General features: G+C 63.1%; 16 protein-coding genes. 6 read left to right on the top strand and 10 right to left on the bottom strand.

Features of this window, described 5'->3' with window-relative positions; all coding sequences use genetic code 11:
- Positions 1 to 37: 37 nt before the first annotated feature.
- From OKA04_RS07985 to OKA04_RS07950, 8 genes are all read right to left on the bottom strand, one after another.
- Entirely contained in the window at positions 38 to 3,799 is a 3,762-nt protein-coding gene (locus tag OKA04_RS07985; RefSeq protein WP_264500621.1) for a binary toxin-like calcium binding domain-containing protein, read from the bottom strand.
- A gap of 558 nt (positions 3,800 to 4,357) precedes the next feature.
- Positions 4,358 to 5,611, bottom strand: coding sequence for a phosphatase PAP2/dual specificity phosphatase family protein (locus tag OKA04_RS07980; RefSeq protein WP_264500620.1), 1,254 nt, complete (start codon positions 5,609 to 5,611; stop codon positions 4,358 to 4,360).
- Positions 5,608 to 7,344 carry an alpha/beta fold hydrolase gene (locus OKA04_RS07975; RefSeq protein ID WP_264500619.1) on the bottom strand — a complete coding sequence of 579 codons (1,737 nt, stop codon included), beginning with the start codon at positions 7,342 to 7,344 and terminating at the stop codon, positions 5,608 to 5,610. Before OKA04_RS07975 ends, OKA04_RS07980 begins: the two co-directional genes overlap by 4 nt.
- Positions 7,345 to 7,761: 417 nt before the next feature.
- Positions 7,762 to 8,502: an SMI1/KNR4 family protein gene (locus OKA04_RS07970; protein WP_264500618.1), complete on the bottom strand. Its 741-nt coding sequence runs from the start codon at positions 8,500 to 8,502 to the stop codon at positions 7,762 to 7,764.
- A 34-nt stretch (positions 8,503 to 8,536) separates the two neighbouring features.
- Positions 8,537 to 10,060 carry a glutamine-hydrolyzing GMP synthase gene (gene guaA / locus OKA04_RS07965; RefSeq protein ID WP_264500617.1) on the bottom strand — a complete coding sequence of 508 codons (1,524 nt, stop codon included), beginning with the start codon at positions 10,058 to 10,060 and terminating at the stop codon, positions 8,537 to 8,539.
- 96 nt (positions 10,061 to 10,156) lie between these two features.
- Positions 10,157 to 11,611, bottom strand: a complete 1,455-nt coding sequence (guaB, locus tag OKA04_RS07960) for an IMP dehydrogenase (RefSeq protein ID WP_264500616.1) — start codon at positions 11,609 to 11,611, stop codon at positions 10,157 to 10,159.
- 152 nt (positions 11,612 to 11,763) lie between these two features.
- On the bottom strand, positions 11,764 to 12,384 hold the full coding sequence (locus OKA04_RS07955; RefSeq protein ID WP_264500615.1) for an HAD family hydrolase: 621 nt from the start codon (positions 12,382 to 12,384) through the stop codon (positions 11,764 to 11,766).
- A 60-nt stretch (positions 12,385 to 12,444) separates the two neighbouring features.
- Positions 12,445 to 13,836 carry a UTP--glucose-1-phosphate uridylyltransferase gene (locus tag OKA04_RS07950; protein ID WP_264500614.1) on the bottom strand — a complete coding sequence of 464 codons (1,392 nt, stop codon included), beginning with the start codon at positions 13,834 to 13,836 and terminating at the stop codon, positions 12,445 to 12,447.
- A 187-nt stretch (positions 13,837 to 14,023) separates the two neighbouring features.
- Here OKA04_RS07950 and rpoN point away from each other — a divergent pair, with 187 nt between their 5' ends.
- The gene (gene rpoN, locus OKA04_RS07945; protein ID WP_264500613.1) at positions 14,024 to 15,427 is read left to right on the top strand and encodes an RNA polymerase factor sigma-54; all 1,404 of its coding nucleotides are present in this window, start codon (positions 14,024 to 14,026) and stop codon (positions 15,425 to 15,427) included.
- Positions 15,428 to 15,674: 247 nt separating this feature from the next.
- Here rpoN and OKA04_RS07940 read toward each other — a convergent pair whose 3' ends face one another.
- Together OKA04_RS07940 and OKA04_RS07935 are read right to left on the bottom strand one after the other, a co-directional pair.
- Positions 15,675 to 16,229 (bottom strand): hypothetical protein, encoded by a 555-nt coding sequence (locus tag OKA04_RS07940; protein ID WP_264500612.1) that lies wholly within the window; start codon positions 16,227 to 16,229, stop codon positions 15,675 to 15,677.
- 647 nt (positions 16,230 to 16,876) lie between these two features.
- The gene (locus OKA04_RS07935; RefSeq protein ID WP_264500611.1) at positions 16,877 to 18,526 is read right to left on the bottom strand and encodes a ShlB/FhaC/HecB family hemolysin secretion/activation protein; all 1,650 of its coding nucleotides are present in this window, start codon (positions 18,524 to 18,526) and stop codon (positions 16,877 to 16,879) included.
- Between the two features lie 280 nt (positions 18,527 to 18,806).
- Here OKA04_RS07935 and OKA04_RS07930 point away from each other — a divergent pair, with 280 nt between their 5' ends.
- From OKA04_RS07930 to OKA04_RS07910, 5 genes are all read left to right on the top strand, one after another.
- Positions 18,807 to 20,195 (top strand): S8 family serine peptidase, encoded by a 1,389-nt coding sequence (locus OKA04_RS07930; protein ID WP_264500610.1) that lies wholly within the window; start codon positions 18,807 to 18,809, stop codon positions 20,193 to 20,195.
- Positions 20,196 to 20,692: 497 nt separating this feature from the next.
- On the top strand, positions 20,693 to 23,521 hold the full coding sequence (gene gcvP, locus OKA04_RS07925; RefSeq protein ID WP_264500609.1) for an aminomethyl-transferring glycine dehydrogenase: 2,829 nt from the start codon (positions 20,693 to 20,695) through the stop codon (positions 23,519 to 23,521).
- A gap of 66 nt (positions 23,522 to 23,587) precedes the next feature.
- Positions 23,588 to 24,427 (top strand): hypothetical protein, encoded by an 840-nt coding sequence (locus OKA04_RS07920; RefSeq protein WP_264500608.1) that lies wholly within the window; start codon positions 23,588 to 23,590, stop codon positions 24,425 to 24,427.
- A gap of 125 nt (positions 24,428 to 24,552) precedes the next feature.
- On the top strand, positions 24,553 to 25,854 hold the full coding sequence (locus OKA04_RS07915; protein ID WP_264500607.1) for a hypothetical protein: 1,302 nt from the start codon (positions 24,553 to 24,555) through the stop codon (positions 25,852 to 25,854).
- Positions 25,855 to 25,959: 105 nt separating this feature from the next.
- The gene (locus tag OKA04_RS07910) at positions 25,960 to 26,295 is read left to right on the top strand and encodes a hypothetical protein (RefSeq protein ID WP_264500606.1); all 336 of its coding nucleotides are present in this window, start codon (positions 25,960 to 25,962) and stop codon (positions 26,293 to 26,295) included.
- Positions 26,296 to 26,427: the final 132 nt, after the last annotated feature.

Here is a 26,427-nt window from a genome sequence, read left to right as displayed (position 1 = left end):
CAGGACCGTGGGGGCGATCCGGAAAACCTTAGGTCAATCATGGAGGCGGAAGCACGTCTCCCACGCGGTAGAAGGCCTTCGTCGCCGGAGGATTCTCATCCTCGAAGACGTGTGTCGGCGTGGTGCCTTGGACCGCTGCACCCACCGGCGTCCAGTTGTTCTCCAGCGTGGTGCTGCGGAAAAGCTGGTACCAGGTGCCCGTGACCATTCCCTTGGCTTCCACCTGGAAGTCACCTTCGCTGTCGAAGCGGCTGCTGGCGATCGCCAGAGCGGTCTGGGTCACCACCGAGCCGAAGTACTCCACTTCGCTGAACTGGATGGCGTTTGTTACCGGGGCCGTCGCCGTCGAACTCATCAGCGTGAGCTTGATGAATTTGTAAGGTGGGGCCGGTTGGTTCAGGTCGAACCGGAGAACCTGGTCGAAGGCCGTCCAGTGATGCCCCGGGGTCGTATCCGCCACGATCACGGTGAAGTCCGTATTGTTGTTCGATCCTGCCAGTTCCCACATCGCCGGGCTGCGCTCGAGCGAATCGTTCCCGGATGCCATTGTGAAATGAGTCAGGGAGACGGGGTTTGCGAATTCCAGCGTGATGAAGCGGGGACCAGCCTCGCAGCAATACTTGGCTTCCCCGCCGCCGACCTTGTTGTCGAAGAGGTTGAGGATGCCTTCATTGGCGGTGCCGGTATTTGCCGGACCGTTGAAGTAGTTCTTCGTGGAGTTCGTATAGGAGGCCACCCAGTTGAAACCGCTTCCTGCATTCGAGGTCGTGGTGAGGCCGTCGTTGATGTCGTCTTCCGGGTCGGTCAGGTCGGCTCCGATCAAGGAACCGTTGCCGGTGCCCAGGATGGTAACGCGATATGGAGCGCTGGTCGCGGACTTCGGATCGGTCGGCGGGACGTTGTTCACTTCCGCGAAGTCCGAGAAGCCATCGCCATCGGTGTCCGCTTTCTTCGGATCCGTGCCATAGCCGCCGGGGCCCACTTCCTGGAAGTCGGTCAGCCCGTCGCCATCGGTGTCTGCTGCCAGAGGATTGGTCTGGTAGGTATTCACCTCGAGTCCGTCGGACAGACCGTCGCCGTCGCTGTCCGCCACCGTGGGATCGGTTCCCGCGAGATACTCACCGCGATTGTTCAGGCCGTCCCCGTCCTGGTCAGCCAGTGCATCGGCTGCATTGCTGTCCGACATGAAGGCATAGTAGTCCTCCCACAGTTTCGGGATCTGGTCGCCATCGGCATCGGCATTCGTGCGCTCGCCGAAGTATTCGATCTCGTCCAACTGGAACGTGGTTCCACTGCGCAGGCTGTTCACTTGGAAGCGGATCCAGCGGTAGGGCAGGGTCTTCTTCGGCAGGGTCACCAGGTAGGTCCTGGCTCGCTCGGCATTCGTCCACGGAGGTTGGCCATAGTCCCAGCGGAAGATGGTCTTCCACTTGGTGGGATTCGCGTTCACGTCTTCCGTGGACCCTTGGATTTCCCACACTAGAGGATCGCGCTCAGGGAAATCGCCACCCGAGGTGAGCGAGAACCCTGTGAGGCTCGTGTGGGTATCGAATTTAACCTGGATCCACTGCGGAGAGGTGAAGCCGTTCAGGAGCCACTTGGAGCCAGCCACGTTCACCTTGTTGTCGAAGACGCTGAAGGCACCTTCACCGCTTGTCCCGAGGAAGGTTCCGTTCACGCTCGCCTGGATGTGACTCCAGTTGAAGTTCGTGCCGGTGGGCGTGGAGTCGTTGCCGTTGTTCTCCGGGTCCGTCAGGTCACCTCCGACAAGTGTCGCCGGCTTGGTGGCGGTGACATTTGCGGGATTGCTCGTGTTCAGCAGGGGATTGGTCGGGGTAGCCGCCATCACCTCGATGTAGTCGGAGAATCCGTCGCCATCGGTGTCCGCCTTCGCCGGGTCCGTTCCATAGCCGCCGGGACCTGCTTCCTGGCCATCCGTCAGTCCGTCGCCGTCCGAGTCGGTGAGCAGCGGATTGCTGTGGAAGGTGTTGACCTCTTGGCCGTCGGTGAGTCCGTCACCATCGGTGTCCGGATTCGTGGGATCGGTGCCTGCAAGGAATTCCCCACGGTTGTTCAGTCCGTCGCCGTCCTGGTCAGCAGTTGCATCGGCCGCATTGCTGTCCGACATGAAGGCATAGTAGTCCTCCCACAGTTTCGGGATCTGGTCGCCATCTGCATCGGCATTCGACTTCTCGCCGAAGTACTCGATTTCATCGAGCTGGAATGCGGTGCCACTGCGGACGCTGTAGGCCTGGTATCGGATCCAGCGGTAGGGCAGGGTCTTCTTTGGCAGCGTGACGGAGTAGGTCACGTTGCGCTCGGAAGGCAGCCATGGTGGCTGGTTGCTGGTCCAACGATAGATCGTGGTGAACTTCGTCGGATTCGTGGCCACGTCCTCGATGGAGCCCTGGATCTCCCAGATCAAGGGGTCGCGCTCTGGCGCATCACCTCCTGATGTCAGGGAGAAGCCGGTGAGGCTGGTGAGTTGGTCGAACTTCACCTGGACCCAAGCGGTGGTTCCGACTGTGGCAGCATACCATTTCGAACCGCTCTGATTCACCTTGTTGTCGAAGACGCTGTAGGTGCCTTCGTTTGCGAAGGTTCCGTTGGCTCCGGCTTGGATGGCGGTCCAGTTGAAGTTGGTGCCGTTGGCCGTGGAGTCGTTGCCGTCATTCTCCGGGTCGGTCAGGTCGGAGCCGACCAGCTCGTACCGCTTCTCGGCGGTGATGCCACCGGGCACGCTGGTCGCGCTATTCGGATCGGACGGCACGTCGCCGAAGATCTCGGCGTAGTCCGAGAAGCCGTCGTTGTCCGAGTCGGCGAAGTCGGGCATGGTTTGATAGAGGTGAACCTCATCACCATCCTCGATGCCGTCTCCGTCGGTGTCGCGGATGAGGGCATTGCCGCGATGGGTGATCTCGTCCCCGTCGTCGAGGCCGTCTCCGTCGGTGTCGGGATTCCCGATGTCGGTCCCGTATTCGTATTCCTCGAGGTTGGTGAGACCGTCCCCATCGACGTCGCCTTCCGGAGTGAGGTCGGCACCATTTCCATAGGCGGCCTCGACCGCGTCCGGTAGGCCGTCACCATCGGAGTCGTGGGTGAATTCGACGAAGGACTCGTCATGGAAACTGCCATACTGGCCCAACCAGTTTCCTCCGTCCCACCCGCCGCTTTCGAAGCGGATGTAGCGTAGGCCCTCGCCATAGTTGGCGAAGGTGTTCTGGAAGAGCGTCCAAGTGTTCGGGATGCCTCCGTTGGTGGTGTTGTTTACCGTCCATGTGGCCAATTCGGTGGTTCCATTTTCTGCCAACAACTTGACGGTGATGAAGAAGTTGTCAGAGTAGTTGCCCACATTTGCAGAGTAGCTGGAGATCCACTCACCCACCTTGATTTCCGGTTGGGCGTTGAGTTCCGCGCGGGTCGCTCCTCTTGCCTCCAGGTCGATGAGTTGGAAGCGCGAGCAGGGATTGTTAGAATAGGATGTCCGGAAGTAGCCGTCGCGGAATGTGGTCCTGCCTCCGAATCCCGCGCGGACATTCGAGGGGTTGAAAGGCGAGACGCCGGTGCCGCCGTCCCTGCGCCATCCCGTGTTGTAGTTCGGTGGTGAGACGGGGCCGGCGGTGATGGTCCAATCGAAGTTGGCCTCCTGCATCCCGGAGGGATTTGCCAGGAGGTTTCCTGGCGGGAGGGCTGCGATTGCGTTGTTCGTGGCGAGCAGGCCTGCGAGGGCCGTTAGCCAGCGGATAGGTCTCCAGTCAGGCGGGCTGACAAATGCTTTGCGAACCTGACGATGGATCATGAATTTTCGGTCGTTGTAGTTTTTTGCATGGTTGTGGGATCGGGAGCTCCCCCGGGTTCAATTTATGCAAATGTATGCATAGCAGAGCCGGTGCCCGGTTCCCATGGTTAGTAATTGGCCGCGTTTGCTGAGGGTGGATGATCAGCAAGTCCGAACCGAGGAATCGGTCAAAACCGGAGTCATCGGATGCCGGTAATTTGATTCAACCGGCGCATCGAAATCCACGTGGTACAAAGTATTCAGCCCATGGCTGTCCTACAAAATCGGCGGCGTAATTCCGCACTTTTTTCGCTCAGTGTCACCCATGCCAATTTTGGGAGACATCAAATTCAGTTGCGGAGTATGACACAAAAAATGCCGAATGAGCTGCTTTAGGCATCCGAATCGATCTGCGAAAAGGCCGTTATGTCCGTTTTTGAGGGAAATAGGGCGCGTCACCGCTCATGGCATGGTGTGGCACTTATGCTTGGTGCTCATGTGAGCGGAGAAATGAGGATGGTAAGGTATTCTCGTGACGACCTCTTACAAATCCCGGTTCCCGCCCATCTCCCTCTCCCGTCACAGGACCGCACCGGGAATCCGCTCGCGGACCATTGCCGCAGCCTGCTCCCGATCCCCGGCGATCCCGGATTTCTCCAGCCAGAGCGCGGCGACCAATGCCGACCTCTGTAAGCCGAGCTGGCAGTGAATGTAGACGGTCCGATGAGGCTGTTGCTCGCGGATGAAATCGACGGCTTTTGTTAGATCGGCATCGTGCGGCTTCACCAGATCCAGCAGCGGCAGGCTGCGGTAGTTGGCGTGCTCGCGGAAGACGGTGGGGGCATATGACTCTGCGGTCAGGTCGAGCACGGCGAGCGGGCCGCCAGCCACCAGCGTGCGCGCTTCCTTTCCGGTCAGCTTCCTGCCGACGAGGACTCCGGGGGAAACCTCGCACCACGCCGGCTCCCGCCGCAGCCAGCGGCGCTGGTAAAGATGCGTCACGACGATCACAGGCAACAGGCACCACTCCGCAGCAGGGGATAGCGTGCCGTTCTCCTTTCCGAGCAGTCGGGGCAATCCGGTGGCATAGGCCAGCGAGACGATCCCCAGCGCGACCGCGGGCCAGGCAAAGCCGAACCACAGGAAGGCCAGCCCCGCGCATGCCAGCGCACCCGCCCCGTAGCGCAGGGCCAGCCGCGGCGAAGGTGTGCGCTTCGTCTTGAATCGTGGATCGGGAATGAGTGCAGCGATGAACCACCCCATCATGAATCCCGCGGCTACATCGATCACGTGATGCTGCCATACCAGCAGAGTGGACAGGCCGATGAGGAAGAACCACGCCTTCGTGACCTTCCGCGTCAGTCCCGTGAGGTGCGCGCCATACACGGTCCACACCAGCGAGCGTAGGCTGATGTGCAGCGAGGGCGCGAGATTGTAGGGCATGTCATTCGCATAGAGCACTTTGAAGAGTGGCGCAGTCCAGCCGGACGGCTCGGGTCGGGGGAATCCCATCTCCAGCGGGAAGAGCAGGAAGCAGATGCCGCTCGCGATGGTTACCGCGACGAGCCGCTTCGTCAGCAGGTTCAGCTCCGCCTTGCTGGAGCAGAGGAAGAAGGCACCGATGAAGAAGAGATCCAGCGACCAATACGGGACCACCATTTCCTTCACGAAGGGAATGTGGCGCTCCCATTCCCAGAACCACGTGCCGACGTCGTCGCGCGTGGAGGTGTAGCGATTGCAGAAGCCGTAGATGAGCACGAAGGCGGCACCCGCAACGGCCAGTCGCCAGAGCGCCGGCCACAGCAGGCCGGGCTCGCGTGGGGTGCGGTTCATGGCCTGCGGGCGATGCTCACCGTGAAGATGCCGAAGTCATCGATCCACTGCCGCTCCTTGCGGAAGCCCGCGGCCTCGACCAGCGCGTCCATCTCGCCCTGCGGGCGGCGGCGCATGACCCAGTAGCGGCCGTCGCGATTCGTCAGCGTTCGGGAGATCATCTCCACCTGCGGGTGCCACGGCTGGCCGGTGTAGATCAGCCAGCCTCCCGGAGTCACCGCGGAGTGGAGCCCGCGCAGCGAGCGCTGGAGGCGGTCATTCTCGGGAAAGAGTTCATAGAGGCCGGAGACAACGGCCACCGAGGGCTTCGGGCTCACGCTGGCGAGCGAGCTTTCGTCGAAGGCATCGGCCCGCACGTGGTCGATGCGGTCCGATAAGGACTTCGCGCGGGCGGTGGCGCGGCCGGTATCGAGGGCGGATTCGCTCCAGTCGCGGCACAGCACGTGGAGATCGCGGCCGACTTCCGGGTCTTCCAGGATGTCGAGCAGGTAGCGCCCCGCACCACCGGCGATGTCCATCAGCTCCAGTGGCAGGCCTTCTTCGCGGATCTTCCCGAGGGCGAAGCGCATCGCATGGTTCATGCACGCGCGCCTCTGCCGGATGCCGCGCCAGCCGATGGCATCGAGATAGCCGCGGTCGATCACCTTGCCGAGGCCCAGGGCACCGCGAGCCTCGTTCTCATAGACGTAGTCGAGCGATTCGCCGGAGTCGAAGCCGGTGGCGTGGCCGATGCGGATGCCGCGGCTCAACCTGCCGAGCGTGCCCAGCATCGTGCGCTGGATGGAAAAGGAGAGCCCCTTCAGCGAGGGGGAGGGGAGCGGCTTTTGCAGGCCCGCGTATTCCTCATTGGTGGCGGGGTGAGAGAAGTCTGCTTCCAGACGCGGCGGCGCGGGCTTCTCAAAGCATCGCTCGGCGAAGCGGCGGATCGCGCCGGTGACCTCGGCTCGGCACAGGTCGTGGAAGATGGCGTGGCGCGCGTCCTTCAGCGACAGGTGGACCTTCTGCTCGCTACCATAGTTATCGTAGAAGGCATCGATGGCATCGCGCTTCACCACCTGGTCGGCACCGGCGGAGAAGACGAGCAGCGGCCGGTCCATCACCGCCGCGTCGCTGGTCACGCGTTTGCCGGTGTCGAAGAGTTCGACCAGGATCTTCGCGGAAATGTCCTTCGAGATCGCGGTGTCGGCATCGTAGGTCGCGGCGGCCTGTGCGTCGCGGGTCAGCCACGAGCCGCGGACGTAGCTCTTGATCGTGGCGTCCGGCTTCAGCTTTTGCAGCAGGCGGATATTCGTCAGCGCGCCGGGGACGATGAGGTTCACGTCAAAGGCGGGCGTCGCCAGCACCAGGCCGGCGATGCGGGGGGCGAAGTCATGCACCCAAGCGGCGGTGATGACGGCTCCCACACTGTGGGCCACCACCACCGTGCTCTCCGGGGTGAGCCCGTGTGTCGCCTTCAGGTGGCGGAAGAAGGCATCGAGGTCCCGCACGTACTGCATGAAGCCGGTGGCGTGCCCGCGGCGTCCCTCGGACTGTCCGTGGCCGCGGGCTTCCCATGCATAGATCGCAGTGTCCGGCATCGTCAGCGAAGGGATCACCGGGTCCCAGCGGTCCGCGTGCTCGTGGCCGCGGTGGATCAGCATCAGCGCGCGGGTCGCTCCCGGCACATTCCACGTCTTGTAGTGGAGGCTCGCGCCGTCGTCGGCGGTGAATTGCAGGCGGGTGCTCGTGCTCATGGAGGGCTTGGATTCGGGTTCGGACGGCGGGATGGCAGCCCCTGATCCCTCCGGCGGCAAAGGGCGGCGGTCAACCGGATCTCTGACCCATTCGAGCGGCATGGTGAAGCTGAGGTTCATAAGCGTCACCGGGAAGAATGCCACGGAGTCTGCTCAGCGCCTCATCGTGAGTTTTTGACGGAGCATCGGTTTTGTCGATGATGGCAATTGCGGCATCTGCTCTCTCTACTTTCGGCTTTTGAGGCCTGATCTTTGTCAAAGCGCGGTGAAAGCCTGATCAGGATACATGTCCAAAATTCAGGATGTCATCGAAGACGCTCTTTCCCTGATCCACGCGAGGCATCTGAAGGGCCTCCAGCGTAATGTCCAATCCTCCCAACGTCAGAGAGCACGAAGGCTCGGAAACGGGGGCCTAATTCAAATGAATGGCCATGGATCAATCGAGGAGACCACGCCATTCTCTTCGCTTAATGCTATTCGTGCGGGAATTGTCGGCCCTTCAAAAAACCACCAACGTCCACTCTTCCTCACAGTCCATTCGCCTCCAATCACGTCCACAACCTGTGCCTTGGTCATTCCCAAGGAGAGTTTTTGAACCAGTTCCCTTTTGGCAAGTAGGGACAATGCCCCCTCAGCCCACTCGGTGATCCACGAAGCAAAGTTGAGATGAGTTGGACTGAAGTGGAGATATTCGTTCCCTTTCCAGACTTTCCCGAATTCCGATCCCGCGACAATCAGGTTCACGTGACTGCCGCAGCCCAAGGTGCAGATTTCGAGGGCTCCGGGCACGTCGTCTCCAGCTTCGTCGATGGGAACTTCCACCTCTTGGGAATACGGGAAAGGAACGCAAGTCTGGTCTCCGATAACCGTCTCCGATAGAGTGTGGATGCCATAGCCCGGTCCTGCGCCCGCTGTTCGGTGAGGAGTTGCACGCGGACCGGGTTTGCTTTCGTTGCCATTTCCTACAAGCGACAGATAAAGCCGGAAGTCCTCCGGCAGGGTGATGCCGTACCGTTCTTCGAAGCTTGATAACTCGGGTTCAGAGAGAGGTGGCCCGATCTCATAGCGATGGGACCGGGCTCCGAACACAAGGAATTCAGGGTCGGCTGCCCGCAGGCGGTCGATCAGCTTCTTTGCTTCCAGAATGTCCGACGTCATCTTGGCCGCTCGGCTCTGGTTGGCCCAAGAGCCTTTACTCCCACTCGATGCTGGCCGGGGGCTTGGTCGAGATGTCGTAGAGCACTCGGTTGATGCCCTTCACCTCGTTGAGGATGCGATTGCTGGTCTCGCGGAGGATCTGGGAGGGAAGCTCGACCCAGTCGGCGGTCATGGCATCGTCCGAGACGACGGCACGGAGATTCGTGGACCACTCGTAGGAGCGCTCGTCGCCTTTCACGCCCACGGTCTTGACCGGGATCAGTCCGGCGTAGGCTTGCCAGACCTTGTCATACCAGCCGTGCTCCTTGAGCTTGCCGATGAAGATGGCGTCGCACTCGCGGATGATGTGCAGCTTTTCCTCCGTGATGTCGCCGGGGCAACGCACGGCGAGGCCGGGGCCGGGGAAGGGGTGACGCCACAGGATATCGTGAGCGATGCCGAGCGAGGCACCGAGCGCGCGGACCTCGTCCTTGAAGAGTTCGGCGAGCGGTTCCAGCACCTTGCCCTGCGCCTGCAGCTCGAGGATGCGATCGACGCGGTTGTGGTGCGTCTTGATCTTCGAGGCCTTCGACTTCGCGTTGGACGCGCTTTCGATGACGTCGGGGTAGAGCGTGCCCTGGGCGAGCATCTCGGCATCGCCGACGGCGTCCCAGAAGGTGTCGATGAAGAGCTCGCCGATGATCTTGCGCTTGGCTTCCGGATCGGCGACGCCCGCGAGCGCGCCGAGGAAACGCTCCGAGGCATCGATGGTCTCGATCTCCACTCCCATGCGCTTGAAGTTTGCCTGCACCTCGGCGGTCTCGTCCTTCCGCATCAGGCCGTGGTCCACGTAGATCGCGCGGACATTCACGCCAGCCTCATGAAGAAGTACGGCGAGCACCGTACTATCGACGCCGCCGGAAACACCGCAGACCACCTGCTTCGTGCCGGCCGCGGCGCGGATGCCGTCGATGATCTCGCGCTTGAGATCGTCGATGCGGAAGGGCTCCAGCTCGCTGGCGGTGAGGAGGAAGTTGTGGAGGATGCGGTTGCCCTCGTGGCTATGCGTCACCTCGGGGTGGAACTGGATGCCGTAGAAGCGGTCTTCCCACTTGAGCGAGACGGGCGTGCCGTGCTGGTTCGAGGCGAGCACCACGGAGCACTCCGGCAGATTCTCCACCGTGTCCGAGTGGCTCATCCACACCTGCGACTCCGCGGAGACGCCGTCGTAAAGACCGGTGCAGGAGTCGGGCTTGAGCGCGGCCGGGCCGTACTCGCGGCGGTTGCTGGCCTTCACCGTGCCGCCGAACTTGATATTGAGAAGCTGCATCCCGTAGCAGACGCCGAGTACCGGCACGCCAAATGCCTTCAGCGCCTCGAAATCGAGATCCGGGGCGTCCACCTCGGACGTGCTCTTCGGGCCGCCGGAGAGGATGATGGCACCGGGCTTGCCGATGTCCGGGAAATCCTCAAGCGCGTAGAGCTTCGCGAAGAAGCCCAGCTCGCGGACGCGGCGAACGATGAGCTGCGTGTACTGCGAACCGAAATCGAGGACCGCGACGTGATTGGTGTCGTGCATGGGACGGAAAAGGGAAGAGTGAAGAGGTCGGCAGCCATTGGTCAATGACCATCGGAAGGACATTCCGTCCGATTACCGGTGACTGCTGCCGGATGGTTAGCCGAGCGGTTGGTAGTTCGTCGGCTCCTCGGTGATGACGATGTCGTGGACGTGGCTTTCGCGCAGGCCGCCCGCGGTGATGCGGGTGAAGGTGGCGCGCTTGCGGAGTTCATCGAGGCTGTTGGCACCGACGTAGCCCATGCCGGAGCGGAGGCCGCCCATGAGCTGGAAGATCACGTCGGAGAGCGGGCCCTTGTAGGGCACGCGACCTTCGACGCCTTCGGCGACGAGCTTGCCGGAGCTGTTTTGTCCGTAGCGGTCGCTCGATCCCTTGTTCATCGCACCGAGCGAGCCCATGCCGCGGTAGGTCTTGAAGCGGCGGCCTTGGAAATAGACGCTCTGGCCGGGGCTTTCGCGGGTGCCGGCGAGCAGGGAGCCGAGCATCACGAGGTCGGCTCCGGCAGCCAGCGCCTTCACCACGTCGCCCGAGTAGCGGATGCCTCCGTCGGCGATGACCTTCACGCCGCGCTCGCGGCAGTAGCGGGAGACATTCTGGATGGCGGTGAATTGCGGCATGCCGACACCGGCGATGACGCGTGTGGTGCAGATCGAGCCAGGGCCCACGCCCACCTTCAGCGCGCTGGCACCGGCGGCGACGAGGTCCTTCGCACCTTGTTCCGTGACCACGTTGCCGGCGATGACCGGGCGGTCGGAAAGCGAGCGAAGTTTCGAGATCACTTCCATGACCCGCGAGGTATGGCCGGTGGCGGCATCGATGAAGAGCGCATCCGCACCCGCATCGATCATCGCCTGTCCCCGCTCCACGCAGTCCGGGCCCACGCCCACGGCGGCACCGCAGCGGAGACGGCCCGACTGGTCCTTCGCCGCGCTGGTGAAGGTGATGCGCTTCTCGATGTCCGAGCCGGTGATGAGGCCGACGAGCTTGCCATCGGCATCGACCAGCGGGAGCTTCTCGATGCGGTTCTGGTAGAGAATGCGGCGGGCTTCCTCGAGCTCGGTATTGGCCGGGGCGGTGACCAGCTTGTCGCGCCGCGTCATCACGTCCTCGACCCTTGCATCAGGGCGCTCCAGATAGCGGACGTCGCGACCGGTGACCATGCCTTCGAGGCGGCCCTCGGCGTCGATCACCGGGAATCCGGAGAAACCGTGCTCGGCCATGATCGCGCGGATCTCATCGATCGTCTGCTCCTTGCGGACGGTCAGCGGCTTCAGGATCACGGCGTTTTCCGAGCGCTTCACGCGGGAGACCATGGAGGCCTGGTCGGCGATGGGGCAGGCGCGGTGAATGACGCCCATGCCGCCCTCGCGGGCCAGTGCCACTGCCAGTTCCGGCTCCGAGACCGTGTCCATCGCGGCCGAAACGACCGGGATATTCAGCCGGATGTCGGCCGTCAAAAATGTGGAGATGTCCGATTCCGTTGGGAGAATCTCGCTCAGCGCTGGAACGAGAAGCACGTCGTCGAAAGACAATCCGAGGGAAATATCCGCCATGGCGGAGTCAAAAGAGGAGCCCCCCCGGGATCAAGAGCGAATCTCGGGGAAGATGAAACTTTGACCGGGGGATCTTGCGCAGGTCACGAAAAACCCCGCCTCGGAAGGACCGGGCGGGGCTTGGAAATCAGCGGGATACCCTCGGGCAGCCCTTACTTCTTCACCAGGTAGTTCAGCGGTGCGGGGATGGAAATCACAGCCATGCCGGCGAGCTGGGCCGCCATCACGCCTGCGGGTGCGTCTTCCAGCACTAGGCACTTCTCCGGCTTCACGCCGAGGAGCTGCGCGGCGCGCAGGAAGATGTCCGGTGCGGGCTTGCCCACCGTGACGTCATCGGCAGTCACGACTTCCTCGAAGAGATCCGAGACGCCCACGGCCTGCAGCGTCTTCTCGATCACCATGCGGGTGCCGCCGGTGGCGATCGCCATCGGCACCTTGCCGCGCAGGCTCTCGGCGAAGTCGGCGACCTCGTCGATGAGCTCCACGTGCGACAGCTTCCGGATGAAAGCCTCGCGCTTGGTGAAGGCGACCTTCTCGGGGTCGAGCTTCAGGCCATACTCGTCGTTGATCTCTACGACGATGTCCTTCGTCGGGCGGCCGCCCATCGCGTAGAAGACATCTTCCTTGAAGATGCCGCCTGCACCGTGGAGCGACAGTGCTTCGCACCACGCCTCGAAGTGATAGGGCATCGAGTTCACCAAGGTCCCGTCGCAGTCGAAAATCACCGCTTCAAAGCCCTCTGCCGACAATTCGATCTCACCAATGGTCGCCATGCGCGCCGTCCGGGTAGCAGCCCCCCACATAATGGCAAGGAGGCAAATTGAAAATGTCCGTCAAAGAGAGATTTCGTTGTCCGAGTATGTCCCCGACCTAACAACCTTGGCCTCTCCCGCAGGGGCGGAAAATGCGACTTTTCCTTGCAGAACCACCCCGTTTTCAAAGGTCAACGGGCCCGAAATGCTCACTTCCGTGCAATCTGCCAAGGAGGGCGTGCCGAGATGTTCAATGGCATCCACGAGCTTATAGGAATCATCTAACTTCACCACCGGAGGCTGGCCATTTCTCGCGGGAGCCAGTGCCACCCGGCCATCGTCTCCGATGAGATAGGCGTCGGAGCGTAGGGCGAAAAGATCGGCCGTCGATTTCACCGGGGCGAAGCGCGAGCGCGGGACCTCGATGGCCTGGGCGCCCTCGAAGCACTCGATGGCGGCACCCATCGCGACCTCAAGCTGGATCACCGGCGTCGAGTTCTTGTCGCGCGGGTCCACGGTCTTGCGGTTCTTGATCATCGGCAGCGGGAGCACGCCGCCGCCCTTGGCCAGCTCTTCCTTCAGCAGGTCGAGGCGCAGCCAGATCGAGTTGGTATTGAAGTACTGGTGCGTGTCGATGTCCTGGAAGGCCTCCAGATCGCCATCCGGGCACTGGGCGACCTCGCGCAGGAGCAGGCGGCCATTGTCGCTGCGGACGGCGAGGTGGCCGCCCTTGCGGTCCGCCGGGGTGCGGCGGGTCACCTCCATCAGGAAGGGCGCGCCGGAGTCGGCGAAGTGCTTCAGCAGGCCGGGCTCGAGCACGGCGCCGAGGTTGTCGGAATTCGACACGAAGGCGTATTTCACGCCGTCTGCCAGCAGGCGGTCCAGCCAGCCGCTGCCGACCAGCGCGGGGTAGAGGTCGCCGTGGCCGGGCGGGCACCACTCATTGGAGGGGCTGGCGGGCCACTCCACGGGGGCGAGCGTCGCCTCGTCGATCTTCGGCACCTGATTCTGCATCAGCTCGACCTCCGATGCCTCGGCGAAGCCACCGGCGGCGTGCTTCTTCAGGTAGTCCAGCGTGTCCTCGCTGGTGGAAAAGCTGTTCATCAGGAGCAGGCGCACCTTCGAGCCGCTGGCTTCGCGCAGGGACATCACCTGGCGCACGATCAGATCGAGGAAATTCACGCCCGGGCGGACCTCAAGGACGCTCTTCACCTTCTGCAGGCCCATGCTGGTGCCGAGGCCGCCATTCAGCTTGATCACCACGGTCTGCGCCAGCAGCGCGGGATCCCACTCGCCGCTGCCGGGCTCGAAGACGGCCAGCCCTTCCGCAGGCTTGATCTCGGACTCGGGGATGAGTCCGGTTTCCTCGCGGCAAAGTGCCTCGTAGTTGTGGCGAAATGCACCGATCGCCGCTTCCATCACGCCTGCATCCCGCATCTTGCTCTCGAAAGCCGAAAAATCTCCTCGTTTCATATGGGTTGGGAGGTGACGATCCGGGCGGGTAAATTCCCGTCGCTTCGCCGACCTCGTCCCGCCTCCCACACTCCGGCACGGCCCGCAAGGAAAATAAAATTTCTTCGTGGCACGAAATATGCTGGCTTTCTAAATTGGCGTCGGCTTGATTCCGGGTGTCCGCTTTTTACCTGCGGACACTCTAGCCATGGCCGATGCCTCGCTCCATCAATCGCTGGGACAACAGCAGTCGCTGGCCCCGCAGATGCGGCGCAGTCTGGAGATTCTCCAGGCGAATTCCATGGAACTCCAGCAGCTCGTCCAGCAGGCGCTGGAGATCAATCCGGTGCTGGAGGATATCACCGAGTCGATTTCGCTCGATGAGAACTCCCCCGATCCGGAAGAGGCTGACTCGCTGGATCACCTGAACGACACCGACGACGACTGGCGCGACCTGGAGATCATGGAGCGCCGGTCAAATCCGTGGAGCGCGGATGACGAGGAGCGTCGGGAGCATCTCTACAACTCCATCGTCGCGCCGGAGACCCTCCAGCAGCATCTTTCTCACCAGCTCGATCTTTCCCTCGTCGATCCCGATATCCGTCAGGCGGCACGCCATCTGGTGGGAAATCTCGATCCGCGTGGCTTCCTCGACCTGCCGGCCCTCGAGCTGGCGACGCGGCTAGGCATTCCGAAGAAGACGATGGAGGCAGCGTTGAAGCTCCTGCAGAGCTTCGACCCCGCGGGCATCGGCGCGTCCGGTATTCAGGAATCGCTGCTGCTCCAGCTTGAGCGGAATGGCGAGGGCGGAAGCCTGGAATACAAGATCGTGCGCGATCATCTGGAGGAGCTTGCTAGGAAGCGCTACCCGCAGATCGCGCGGACGCTCGGCACCAGCGTCGAGCGCATCTCCGAGGCCGCCTCGCGCATCGGTCGCCTCACGCCAAACCCGGGCGGCGATTTCGACCCGAGCGGGAATCCCTACATCCAGCCCGACGTGGTTATCGAAAAGACCGACGAAGGCTTCCGTGCGCGGCTGACGAATGAGTACATGCCGAAGCTGCGCATCAGCGACTTTTACAAGGACATGCTCGGCAAGTCCTCGAACGACCGGAAGGCCCGGCACTTCCTGCGCGAGCAGATCCGCGAGGGCCGCACGCTCATCCGCTCGCTCTCCCTGCGGCAGGAGACCATCCTCTCGATCGCGGAAAAGCTCATCGAGCACCAGCCGGCATTCCTTGAGAAAGGACCGCGCCATCTGCGCCCGCTCACGATGAATGAAATCGCCGACCAGATCGGCCTGCACGCGACGACCATCTCTCGTGCGGTGGCGGGCAAGTATGTCCTCACGCCGCACGGCCTGATGGAGATGCGCGCCTTCTTCGCCGCCGGCTATCAGACAGCCGATGGCACCGAGGTCTCGAATGCCGGCGTGCGCGAGGCCATCCAGGCGCTCATCGGCAGGGAAGATCCCGCCAAGCCGCTCTCCGACGACGCGCTCGCGAAGCAACTCAAGGAGCAGGGCATCCCCGTCGCGCGCAGGACCGTGGCGAAATACCGCGAACAGCTCGGCATCCTCCCGTCGCACTTGCGGAAGTCGTTCACGTCCTGAAAAGGGAATCGCCTCTAACCGTCGCGTAGCGACGAAGGCCGGTAGCCGCGTGCTTCCGCCCGCGGACTAGGCAGGCCGCGTATGGTGTCGCAGAGCGACACAGGAACCCGGACTTGGTGGTCCGTTATGCAGGGGACTTTTTCTTCGGTAGGTGGCCACGGGGTGCGACTCCTGTGTCACTACGCGACACCATGCCACTCATCCGTCAGGTCCACGGGTTGAAACCCGTGGCTACCATCCTTGACCGCTACGCGGTCAGTCGATGAGCCGTGCGCTCCTTCCATGCGGCGAGTGCCACGAGCGCGATGCCGCCGAGTTCGAGCACCCAGTTCATCTTCACTCCGCATGCCCGCGATGTCTTGAGAAAGGCATCCATGTGGTGAAACGAGATCGCTCGCACGAAGATGAAGATGAGGAGGAAAGCGAGTCCGGTCGCCAAGAGCTTGTGGCCCGCGAGGACGGCCCGGTACTTCCACGCGAAAAGCGGCCCTAAGATCCCGGCGACCGCCAGCACCGCGAGGATGAAGATCTTCTGGAAAGTACGACGGTTCTCGTACTGATCGAAGAACCTCGCGATCTCGCGCCCGACGTCCGTGACCAGCGATTGCAGGTCGAACTGCTTGTTCACGCAGAGGAAGGCCATCAGCACCGTCACGCCGATCCACAGGCGGTCGCGGCTCCGGTGCCAGGCACGCCATGCGAGGAAGGCGGCGAGCGCGTAGGATGCCACGGTGAACCAGCCCATGGGCGAGGGATCGCCGATCTCGGGCCGCCAGCGGATTTTCAGGAGGAGGGAGTCCATGCCGGGGGGATGCAGGATTGTCGCTAGGAAGGCGCGCAGGGGAGGGCGTGTCGATGCATTTCGGCTGGCTGGAGGCTGCCACGTAAAGGCCGGGACGGCATCGATTCCTCGCGGATCGTCCGTCCCGGCCTTCGTTGAACCGGTGAATCTTGTGCGTGATCTCGGTGTCTCTGGGGAAGCCGGGGATGGGTGCCCCCGGCGATCAATTCATACTACAACATCAACTGGGGTGGCGACTCCTGTGAAAGCTTGGGAAACCGATGCGAGCCCGCCCCCACCGCGGGTCGGCATCGTTTCCCGGCGACCGGCGGCCTGTCGGACGGAGCCAGGGCTGCTGCCGTCGCGGTCCGGCCCCCCGGCCATGATCGCGATCGTCTTCTCGCCCTTGGTGGCTCCGGTTCCCCCCGACGGGTGGACCGGTTCTTGGAAAGAGGTCGGCACCGTCGCGCTGGTGTTGACGCGCGGTGCCACGAGCTCCGACCGGCCTGTCATTTCCCCGCCCGTCCCGGCAGCACCCCCCGGAACTTGCAGTCCGGTCAGGGAAACTTGGAAGTGGAGGAAGCTCGTCATTACTGAACCAATCGCAATCGCCCTCACCGGATTTCCAAAAAATCCTTAAAATTTTTAACCGGCGATTTTTTGGGAAATCAGAAGTTCAGATTGATCCCGATGTGGCTCGCCTGCTCCGCGTGGTCGATCCGCCAGCCGTGGTCGAAGCGCACGTCGATGGAGTCCATCACCTGCATCCGCAGTCCGAGGCCGGCCCCGGAAAGCGAGGAGGAGGGGCCGTCCCGCATGTCCAGCGCGGCGTGATCGACGAAGCCGAGCACGCGGAAATCGCAGGCCTTTCCCACCGAGATGAGCGGAGAGTGAAGCTCCAGCGATGCCTGCCATCCGGCGTCCGCGGAATACTCCCGCTCCGCCACGCCGCGCACCGTCTGGTAGCCGCCGACGGCGAATTGCTCGGCGGGCAGCAGCCGGGAATCGGCGATCTGTGCGGTGCCGCGCAGATGGACCTGCCAGTCATTCCCCGGGCTCCACCAGCCATCCCCGCTGAAGCGTCCGATGAGGTAGTCGGATTCGGCCCGCGCGTCGTAGGCTTGGAAGGCAGCGTCGTCATTGTTTCCGCCCAGCCCGCCGGGCGAGGCGAAGATGCCGGACTCGAAGGTCGCCGCGCCATCCTCCCAATGACGGCTCAGCTCATGGCTCAGCTTCCCGTGGAAAAACACGACCTCGCCGGGCGACACGCTGCCGCCGCCGAAAAGCAGGAATTGGTCGGTGCCCTTCAGCTCGAAGCCCGCCGCGAGCCGTTGCTGCCAACCGCCCCAGGAGGGCAGAGGGATCCTCTGCTGCGCGGCGAGCGACCACGACGAGCCCTCGCTTTCCACCGGGATGCCGCCGCTGGTGTAGCGGGTGGCGACTTCCGCGTAGGCGGCGTCGAGCTGCAGCACCTGATGGCTGCCATGGAAAGGAATCTCCCATCGCAAGGCATTGGCCAGCAGTGATGAGGCGGGCGATCCCACCACCGTCTGCCACGCCAGCAGATGCTCGCCGGGCGTCCATCCTGCCACGCCGAGGAGGAAGCGATCCCGTCCCAGCAGTTCTGGACCGCTGTTCTCATAGCCGAGATTCACACGCCACGGGTGGCTCTCTTCAAAGGCGATCAGCAGGTCCGCAGTGGCCGGCTCAACGCCCGGAGAAACGAACAGCCGCGGCTTGCGGAAGGCGGTGCGACTATACCAAGCGAGCTGCTCATCGATCTCGCCACGGCGCACAAGCTCGCCGCTTTGAAGGCGCAGCCCCTTGGCAACAAGCTCCGGATTGCCACGCTTCGGACGGGAAACTCCGACCTCACCGAAGCGCCCGATTTCCACCGTGAGGCGCAGCACGCCCGCGGAAAGATCCTGCTCCGGTACTTCCAGCGAGACCACCGGATAGCCCTCGCGATCGTAGTGAATGAGGACTTCATCGGCCAGCGAGGCGAGTTCTCTACCGTCCAGTGATTTGCCGGACCAGCGGTCCAGCACACGCGCCAATTTTGTAGGGGAGGGGACCAGCAGGCCGCTCGTGGCGGCTAGTCGGGTAGCGAGATCCTCCTCCTCGCCACCCTGCGGGGATACGAGCACCACTTTCTCCAGACGCTGCACCAGCACCTCACCGCCCGGAGTGTTTTCTGCGGCGGCACGGACCGGTGGCAGCGACTCCGTCGCGGGAGCATCCGGCAGGCGCGGTGCCACTCCCGGGAGCGATTGACCGCGGGCGCTGGCGACAAGGCAGACGACGAGAAGGACACGCATGACGACAGTCCGGGGAGCGGAGTGAAGGGGCGGGGAGGGATGCCGACTTCCAACTACCTCCGATCATTAGCAAGTCCGAGCTATCAACGCAAAGCGAAAGAGATATGCGATTCTTTTTGAATAAGATCATCCGGGTCTCTTTATTTTTAAAATAACCAGCATCCAGATCCTCGGAATTATAAGGAATTTGAGACTTCCAAGGATGATAGGTGGATCATGTCATTTCTCGACATCAGTAGAAAAAGTTAGATAGATATTTGGCGTCTGAGGACACCTTTCCGTGACCGAATTCGCACACCGGATATCCCGCGGCATCTTCCGCCTCCTGCTACCGCTCCTGGCGGTCGGGCAGGCCTCTGCGGAGTTGTCGATGGTGGATCGCAGCATCCCGGTCGATCCGGATGGCGCGGTGGCGGATGCCGGATGGGCGCTGGGCCGACTGAACAAGGGTGACTCGATGACGAATGCCTCCTTCGTCTATCCGGAGACCACCACGCCGGTGCGGCTCTATCTCATCGACACCGGCGTCGCGCCCATCGCGTCGTGGTCCGAGGCAAATCCGAACCTGAAGTCCTTCCGTTCCCATCTGGTCCGCGCGACGGGAGATCCCGCGACTTCGTCGGTGGTGGCGCACGGCACGCAGATGCTTTCCCTCATCGTCGGGCCGGAGACCGGGGCCGCGGTCGGCACGCCGGTCCATGTGGTGAATTACAATATCTACCCGGGCACGACTGCCAGCACCACCCTCGGTCGCTTGCAGGACGCGATCTTCGAGGTGCTGGAGGACCACGAGGCAAATCCCGGCCTCCCGAGCGTGCTGTGCATCGCGAACAGCTCATCCTACCAGGCGAGCAGCGCTTTCCTCGAATCCCTCATCGACGATGCTGTCGAGGCGGGAATCACCGTCGTCGTCTCCGCGGGGAATGAAAAGGCGAGCGCCGCCAGCTACATCCCCGCCGCGTATGGGTCGAAGGACGGCGTGATCTGCGTCGGAGCCTCCGGCACGGACAATCTCCCGTGGGTGGGCGCGGGCGGCAGTGGCTCAAATACCGGCGCGGCTGTCGATCTCTACGCGCCGGGGCAAAACGTCCGCACCCTGAATCCCGCCGATCCTCGGCCCGGGAATTTCTCCTCGTCGAATGGCACCAGCCCGGCCTCCGCGCTCACGGCGGCGGCGGCGCTCATCCAGCTTTCGCTCAATCCATCCTTCACGCCTGCTCAGGTGGAGGAAGCGCTCACCGCCACTGCCTACGCGCCGGTGGCAGCCCGCGGTGCCTCCGCGACCGCCCTGGTGCAAGTCCAGCCGGGCCCGGAGGCTGACTCGGATCAGGATGGCAGCAGCGATGTCCTTGAGAAATTCTTTGGCAGCGATCCGGCGAATCCGGCTGTGAAGCCTGCGCCAGTCTTGCTCTCCCGAGTCTCCGGTCAGGCGCGGCTTTCCTTCAATGTCGCCGCCGATCTCTTCAATCCCGCCGATCCCCATGTCCTCGCCGATGGCTCGACTTGGAAGGTGCGGATTTCCGATGACCTGAAGGAGTGGAGCGATGCGGTCGGCATTCTGGCTCCCGGGCAAACGAATGGCGACCAGATCCCGGTGACCTTCTCCGTCCCGGAAGCGGGCCCCAGGGTCTTCCTGAAGATCGAGGTCACTCCACCGCCGGTCCAGTAGTGGATGGGCGCGAGGCTGCCGGCTCCGCCAATGCTTGTGCCCCTGGGAGCGCGCGGCCACTGGCCCGCTTGGATAGAAGTGGAACCTCGGGTAAAAGCTGCCCGCGCGAGATTATCAGAGAGCAGGCTTGCTTGGTTGCTTCGCCGAGCCATCCAAGCGAGCCGGTGGCACGCGCTCCCAGCGGGCCGCTCCGTGGAAAGCGGCTTTTGCCCGGACTTCGCCCGACCGCCCAACCCGGATAAAGCCAGCGCTCCCGCTTCGCGTCCTGCATCGTGCCGCTTCTATTATAAGAGCCGCCCTTGGCCCGGGGCCGAGCTAGGAAAGAAGCGAGCCCCCACGACCTCCGAGGGATGAAGGCACCCCGTTCGCCGCGTCGCTTTCCATTTGCCGCGCTCATTGAGGCCGGTGACTCTTCCGGTCAAAAATCCGCTCAAGGTGCCGGATTCGGCCCGCGGGATTGCTTGCCGGGGGATTTCCTTTATGGAGGGCGGGCCGCCATGTCCGTCCACTCCGACTTCCGCAGCCGCCACCTTGGAGCCATCGGCTCCGATCGCCAGGAAATGCTCACCGCCATCGGCTATGAGTCGCTGGATACCCTTGCCGATGACGCCGTGCCGGCGGGCATCCGCCTGGAGAAGGAGCTCGTCTTGCCGGACGCGAAGAGCGAGCCCGGTGCCCTCGCCTGGCTGAAGTCGATCTTCTCGAAGAACGTTCTGAAGAAATCCTGCATCGGCCAAGGCTACTACGGCACCCACGTTCCCGGCGTCATCGCCCGGAATATCCTCGAGAATCCCGGCTGGTACACCGCTTACACCCCCTATCAGGCGGAGATCGCCCAGGGTCGTCTGGAGGCGCTGCTGAATTTCCAGACGATGATCACGGAAATGACCGGCCTCGACGTGGCGAATGCCTCGCTGCTCGATGAAGGCACCGCCGCTGCCGAGGCCATGAGCCTCGCGCTGGCCGGCGCGCCAAAGGGCAAGGTCATCTTCATCGCCGACTCCTGCCACCCGCAGACCATCGCCGTCGTCCAGACCCGCGCCGAGCCCCTCGGTATCGAGGTGAAGGTCGGCGATTGGCAGACCTTCGACCCCGCCGCGTGCGAGGGACTTTTCGCCGTCATCGTCCAGTATCCCGCCACCTGCGGCTCGGTCTATGACTACGCGGGCTTCTTTGAAAAGGCGCATGCGGCGAAGGCCGTGACCATCGCCGCCGCCGACCTGCTCGCGCTGACGCGCCTGAAGGCACCGGGTGAATTCGGCGCGGACATCTGCGTCGGCAGCAGCCAGCGCTTCGGCGTGCCGATGGGCTTCGGCGGTCCGCACGCGGGCTTCATGGCGTGCAAGGACGCGCTGAAGCGCAAGATGCCGGGCCGCCTCATCGGCGTGTCCGTGGACTCGCGCGGCAAGCCGGGCTTCCGCCTCTCGCTCCAGACCCGCGAGCAACACATCCGCCGCGACAAAGCCACGTCGAACATCTGCACCGCCCAGGTGCTGCTCGCCGTGATGGCCTCCATGTATGCCGTCTATCACGGCCCGGAAGGCCTGAAGCACATCGCCAGCGAGGTGCATGCACGCACCTCCACCCTCGTCGCGTCGCTCCGGGCTGCGGGCGTGAAGGTGCTGAATGACAGCTTCTTCGACACCATCGTGGTCGAGGTGGCCGATGCCGCCGCCATCCTGAAGGACGCCGCGGACAAGGGCTACAATCTCCGCCCGATGGGACCGTACGTCGGCGTCGCCTTCGACGAAACCACCACCTGCGACGATGTCGCCGCAATCGCCGGTATCTTCGGCGCGGCCGTGGTGCAGGGCGAGGGCCCGGGCTGGGATCCATCGCTGACCCGCACATCGGATTTCCTCACGCAAAAGGTCTTCAACAGCTACCACTCCGAGACCGAGATGCTGCGCTACCTGAAGCGCCTCGAGTCAAAGGACCTCGCGCTGAATGAGTCCATGATCCCGCTGGGCTCGTGCACCATGAAGCTGAATGCCACCTCCGAAATGATGCCGCTGAGCTGGCCGGAGGTTTCCACGCTGCACCCCTTCGTCCCCGCCGACCAGAGCGAGGGCTATCGCGAGATGCTCGGCCTGCTGGAAGACTGGCTCGCGGAGATCACCGGCTTCGCCGCCGTTTCCCTCCAGCCGAATGCCGGCTCGCAGGGTGAATACGCCGGCCTGCTCGCCATCCGTCGCTACCACCTCTCGCGTGGTGATGAACACCGCAATGTCTGTCTCATCCCCGTCTCTGCCCACGGCACGAACCCCGCCTCGGCCGTGATGGTCGGCATGAAGGTCGTCGGCGTGAAGTGCGACGAAAAGGGCAACATCGACGTGCCGGACCTGAAGGCCCGCATCGAGGAGCATCAGGAGAATCTCTCCTGCCTCATGGTCACCTACCCGTCCACGCACGGCGTCTTCGAGGAAACCATCGTCGAGATCTGCGATGCCATCCACGCGGCAGGCGGTCAGGTTTACATGGACGGTGCGAACATGAATGCGCAGGTGGGCCTCACCAGCCCCGGCCGCATCGGCGCGGACGTCTGCCACCTGAATCTCCACAAGACCTTCTGCATCCCGCACGGCGGAGGTGGCCCAGGCGTCGGCCCCATCGGCGTCGCCCCGCAGCTCGTCCCCTTCCTGCCGGGACATGCCGAGCTGGCCTCCGGCGAGGGTGCCGTCTGCTCCGCTCCATGGGGCAGTGCTTCCATCAATACCATCTCGTGGATGTACATCGCGATGATGGGTGCGAAAGGCCTGAAGGAAGCGACCCAGCTTGCCATCCTGAATGCGAACTACATCGCCAAGCGCCTCTCCGGATTCTTCCCCGTGCTCTACACCGCGCCGAATGGCCTGGTGGCCCACGAGTGCATCATCGACGTGCGCCCGCTTTCCGAGAAGAGCGGCATCACCGTTGAGGACGTGGCGAAGCGCCTCATGGACTACGGCTTCCACGCGCCGACAATGAGCTGGCCGGTTGCCGGCACGCTCATGATCGAGCCCACCGAGTCCGAGGCGAAGACCGAGCTGGACCGCTTCTGCGACGCCATGGTCTCCATCCACGGCGAGATCATGGCCGTGGCGAATGGCGAGGCGGACGCGAACGACAACGTCCTCAAGAACGCCCCGCACACCGCCGACTCCGTGGTCGCCGACGAGTGGAAGCACGCCTACTCCCGCGAGCAGGCCGCCTACCCGCTGCCCTATCTCCGCCAGCACAAGTTCTGGCCGTCCGTCGGCCGCGTGGACAATGTCCACGGTGACCGCAATCTCGTCTGCACCTGCGATAGCGTGGAAGCCTACGCCGCCGCTGCCGCCGGTCAGTAAATCCGGAATATATCCTCTGCCCGGGAGTCCTGCATAGCAACGCAGGGCTCCCGCGCCTTTTTCCCTATGCCTGACTCCGCCGCGCCCGCCTACCCGCTTGAGAAAGCGGCTGTCGCCCGGGCGCTGGTCCCCGGGCACGGGCGTGCGACGGCTCGTGCCGGGCAGCAGCGCAGGCCGGAGAGGCACGGCGATGGATTCGCCGACGTCGCCTTCTTCCCGCGGGCTTGCTCCACGCGTTCGCACGCTACCGTCAGGTGGCAGGAGCAGGACGTTGTTCCGATGCGGTCACGGGAGGCATTTCCTCTGGAGCAATGCCTCGAGCAGATCCTCACCTCGGCGACTCCCGTGCAGGGCCTATCCGATGCGGGAGAACTCGCGACGCCGGACGAACGCCGGACCATCGCATTTCTCGACTTCGACAAGCTGGGGCCTGCCGGCCTGGTGAATTACCTGAGCTTTTTCGACAGGACGGGCTTCCCGGAGATCTGGGAAGAGCATCTGCCCCTGCTCTCTCATCTGGACGAGGAAGTGAGGCGGCAGGCCCACTCCACGATGTCCCATCACGCGGACCCGGAGTTGAGGATGGCCGCCTACGAGACGCTGGCTCGTGGCGAGGTCCTGAATTTCGTCACGCTGCTCCATCGTCACGCCCGCCCCGTGGACATCGGCCCGATGCTGGAGGCGGTCAGCGCCCCGGGAGCTTTCGCGGACGATGACGAGTTGCGCTCCGCCGTCTTGCGCCTGCTCGATCTGGCAGGGGAGCAAGAGACGATCGACCCACGAATCCTCATTTGGATCTACAAGCACAGCCCCTGCCGCATGTGTCGCCGCGAGGCCGTGGATCTGATGGCGGATCGCTCGGTCCTTCCCCGGTGGATTGCTGAGGAATGCCTCGCTCTCCAGTAGGGGGAGGTGGTGTAAGATCGCGTGCGCAATCAGGGTGTGCGTGATGAATGGATTCACGCATATCGTTGTCGGTTCACTGGGTTGATCCCGACTTCCTGAGCGACAACCCGTCGCTTCTCTTGCCCATGCTTGAAATCACCGAACCTTCCTATCCGCTTGCCAAGGAAACGTTCATCCGGGCCTTGAAGACAGGGCACGGGCGGGCGCTCATCCAGGCGGAGAAGCATGGCACCGAGGGACTGCGTGAGGATATCCTGGACGCGGCGCTTTTCTCAAAGGTCTATGACTCCCAGTGCGAAGGCAAAGGAGAGGCGTGGCTGGCCAGGCTGTGTGAATCGGCGGGACTGGTGGAAACCATCATCTCCCGCGGTGATGGAGCCGGGGACGAGGACGGCGGGTTGCGCTGCGCCCTGCTGAAGGAGTTCTTCCTTCGGGGATATGAGGCGGCCTTGCCTGCGCTGCGCGAGATGTGCCGCTTCGACGAGCAGAGGAACGATCTGTTAGGCTGCGCTGAAATCGTGGAGATCGAAGGGGCGGATGGGTTCATCTTTGCGGCTGACCGGTTGGGGCAGCGACTTCTGGAGGACAAGGAATTCTGGGTGTGCTCCTGGCTGATGAGTGAACTCGACGATAGAGACGGGGAGGGAAGTGCGATGGCCATTCTCGACCGGGAAAGTCCTGCGAATCCGAACATCGCCGCCTACAGGGAAGCCGTGCTGGAAGATTTGGAGCGCCCTAAGTCTGTGCCGGACTCTACGCCGCCGCCGGTGGATGATTTGATCCGGCTCATTCTGTGCTCCTCCAAGCGAGAGCACCGGTTGTTTCGATATGGGCGAACAGCGTCTTCCGAAGACCGTCGGAAGGTGGCTGCGCTCGATTTCTCGGAGATGGGGCCGGTTCAGTTGGAGAATTATCTCTGGTTCTTCCAGCGCAACGGTCTTCCGGAATTCCGGGAGGATCATTTGCCACTGTTGCTGCATCCGGAGGACCGCGTGAAATGGCGAGCCCACCGGGTGCTTTCCCTCCATGCGGAGCCCCAGGTGAGGACGGCGGCCTACGAGGCATTGTCGCGGGGTGAGGTTGGATTTTTCGCGGAACTTCTTCGCCGCAGCGGACTGGAGGAAGACGTGGAACCGCTGCTGCGGGCGATCAATTCCCCGGCGCTCCTGGCGGACGACGATGAGATCCATGGTGTCGGGACTGCCTTGCTGGATCTGGCGAGGGAAAACGACCGCATGGCCGACCCACGAATCCCCCTCTGGATTTACGAGCACGGCCCCTGCCGCATGTGCCGCCTCGATGCCGTGAAGGTCATGATCAAGCGCTCGACCCTGCCCCGGTGGATTGCCGTGGAATGCCTATCCGACGCCTACGAGGAAACGCGCAAGGTGGCGGTGAAGTATCTCGATGTGGTGCGTGAATTCTGAACTCTAGAGCACCGGGCTCGATCATCACGTCATATCTTTTGGACGTTGCGCGGACGGCCGGATCGCCGGTCTGGCGGGCTTGCCAAGAGTGCTACGCTGCGGACGATGAAACCAATCCTACCTATCGTTGCCGGTGTTGCGATCGTTGCTGCAGGTGTCCCATTTTTCAGCGAGTCGTCGCAGGCCCAGCAGCCTGCGGGAACGCCCGCGGGGAAGGCGGTGACGAATCCGGTGGGTTCCCGTTGCGTGGTGACGCTGGATCCGAATTACCCCTCAAGTCGGCGTTCCGGCGGGGCGAGCAGCGATAACTTCGAGGTGACGGACAACAAGGTGCAGGGTGACCTCTCTTCTATCTCCAGCGAATGGATCGTTCTGAAGGAGGGGAATTATGAGAACTGGATACCGCGGGACAAGGTGCTCTCGATGCGGGTGTCGCGCTGAATTCGGGATAAGGGGTGTCGACGTGTCGTCGACGCGAGTGTCCATGGCGTTCCGCGGTTGTCTCGCAGCTCCGGATTCTGGATTGGAGACGATGATTTCGGGGTTGGCAGCGATTGGGGGCGGCCGGTGAGA

Origin of the sequence: Luteolibacter flavescens, from assembly GCF_025950085.1 — a bacterium.
In the GTDB taxonomy this organism is placed as follows: Bacteria; Verrucomicrobiota; Verrucomicrobiia; order Verrucomicrobiales; family Akkermansiaceae; genus Haloferula; species Haloferula flavescens.
This window is presented reverse-complemented; position numbering and strand designations above follow the sequence as displayed.

Bases quoted from the DNA above. Each gene is read 5' to 3' on its own strand.
- guaB (WP_264500616.1), bottom strand. From the start codon at position 11,611: ATGGCGGATATTTCCCTCGGATTGTCTTTCGACGACGTGCTTCTCGTT.
- gcvP (WP_264500609.1), top strand. From the start codon at position 20,693: ATGTCCGTCCACTCCGACTTCCGCAGCCGCCACCTTGGAGCCATCGGC.
- OKA04_RS07970 (WP_264500618.1), bottom strand. From the start codon at position 8,502: ATGACGTCGGACATTCTGGAAGCAAAGAAGCTGATCGACCGCCTGCGG.
- OKA04_RS07985 (WP_264500621.1), bottom strand. From the start codon at position 3,799: ATGATCCATCGTCAGGTTCGCAAAGCATTTGTCAGCCCGCCTGACTGG.
- OKA04_RS07910 (WP_264500606.1), top strand. From the start codon at position 25,960: ATGAAACCAATCCTACCTATCGTTGCCGGTGTTGCGATCGTTGCTGCA.
- OKA04_RS07920 (WP_264500608.1), top strand. From the start codon at position 23,588: ATGCCTGACTCCGCCGCGCCCGCCTACCCGCTTGAGAAAGCGGCTGTC.
- OKA04_RS07980 (WP_264500620.1), bottom strand. From the start codon at position 5,611: ATGAACCGCACCCCACGCGAGCCCGGCCTGCTGTGGCCGGCGCTCTGG.
- OKA04_RS07975 (WP_264500619.1), bottom strand. From the start codon at position 7,344: ATGAGCACGAGCACCCGCCTGCAATTCACCGCCGACGACGGCGCGAGC.
- OKA04_RS07950 (WP_264500614.1), bottom strand. From the start codon at position 13,836: ATGAAACGAGGAGATTTTTCGGCTTTCGAGAGCAAGATGCGGGATGCA.
- guaA (WP_264500617.1), bottom strand. From the start codon at position 10,060: ATGCACGACACCAATCACGTCGCGGTCCTCGATTTCGGTTCGCAGTAC.
- rpoN (WP_264500613.1), top strand. From the start codon at position 14,024: ATGGCCGATGCCTCGCTCCATCAATCGCTGGGACAACAGCAGTCGCTG.
- OKA04_RS07915 (WP_264500607.1), top strand. From the start codon at position 24,553: ATGCTTGAAATCACCGAACCTTCCTATCCGCTTGCCAAGGAAACGTTC.
- OKA04_RS07955 (WP_264500615.1), bottom strand. From the start codon at position 12,384: ATGGCGACCATTGGTGAGATCGAATTGTCGGCAGAGGGCTTTGAAGCG.
- OKA04_RS07935 (WP_264500611.1), bottom strand. From the start codon at position 18,526: ATGCGTGTCCTTCTCGTCGTCTGCCTTGTCGCCAGCGCCCGCGGTCAA.
- OKA04_RS07940 (WP_264500612.1), bottom strand. From the start codon at position 16,229: ATGGACTCCCTCCTCCTGAAAATCCGCTGGCGGCCCGAGATCGGCGAT.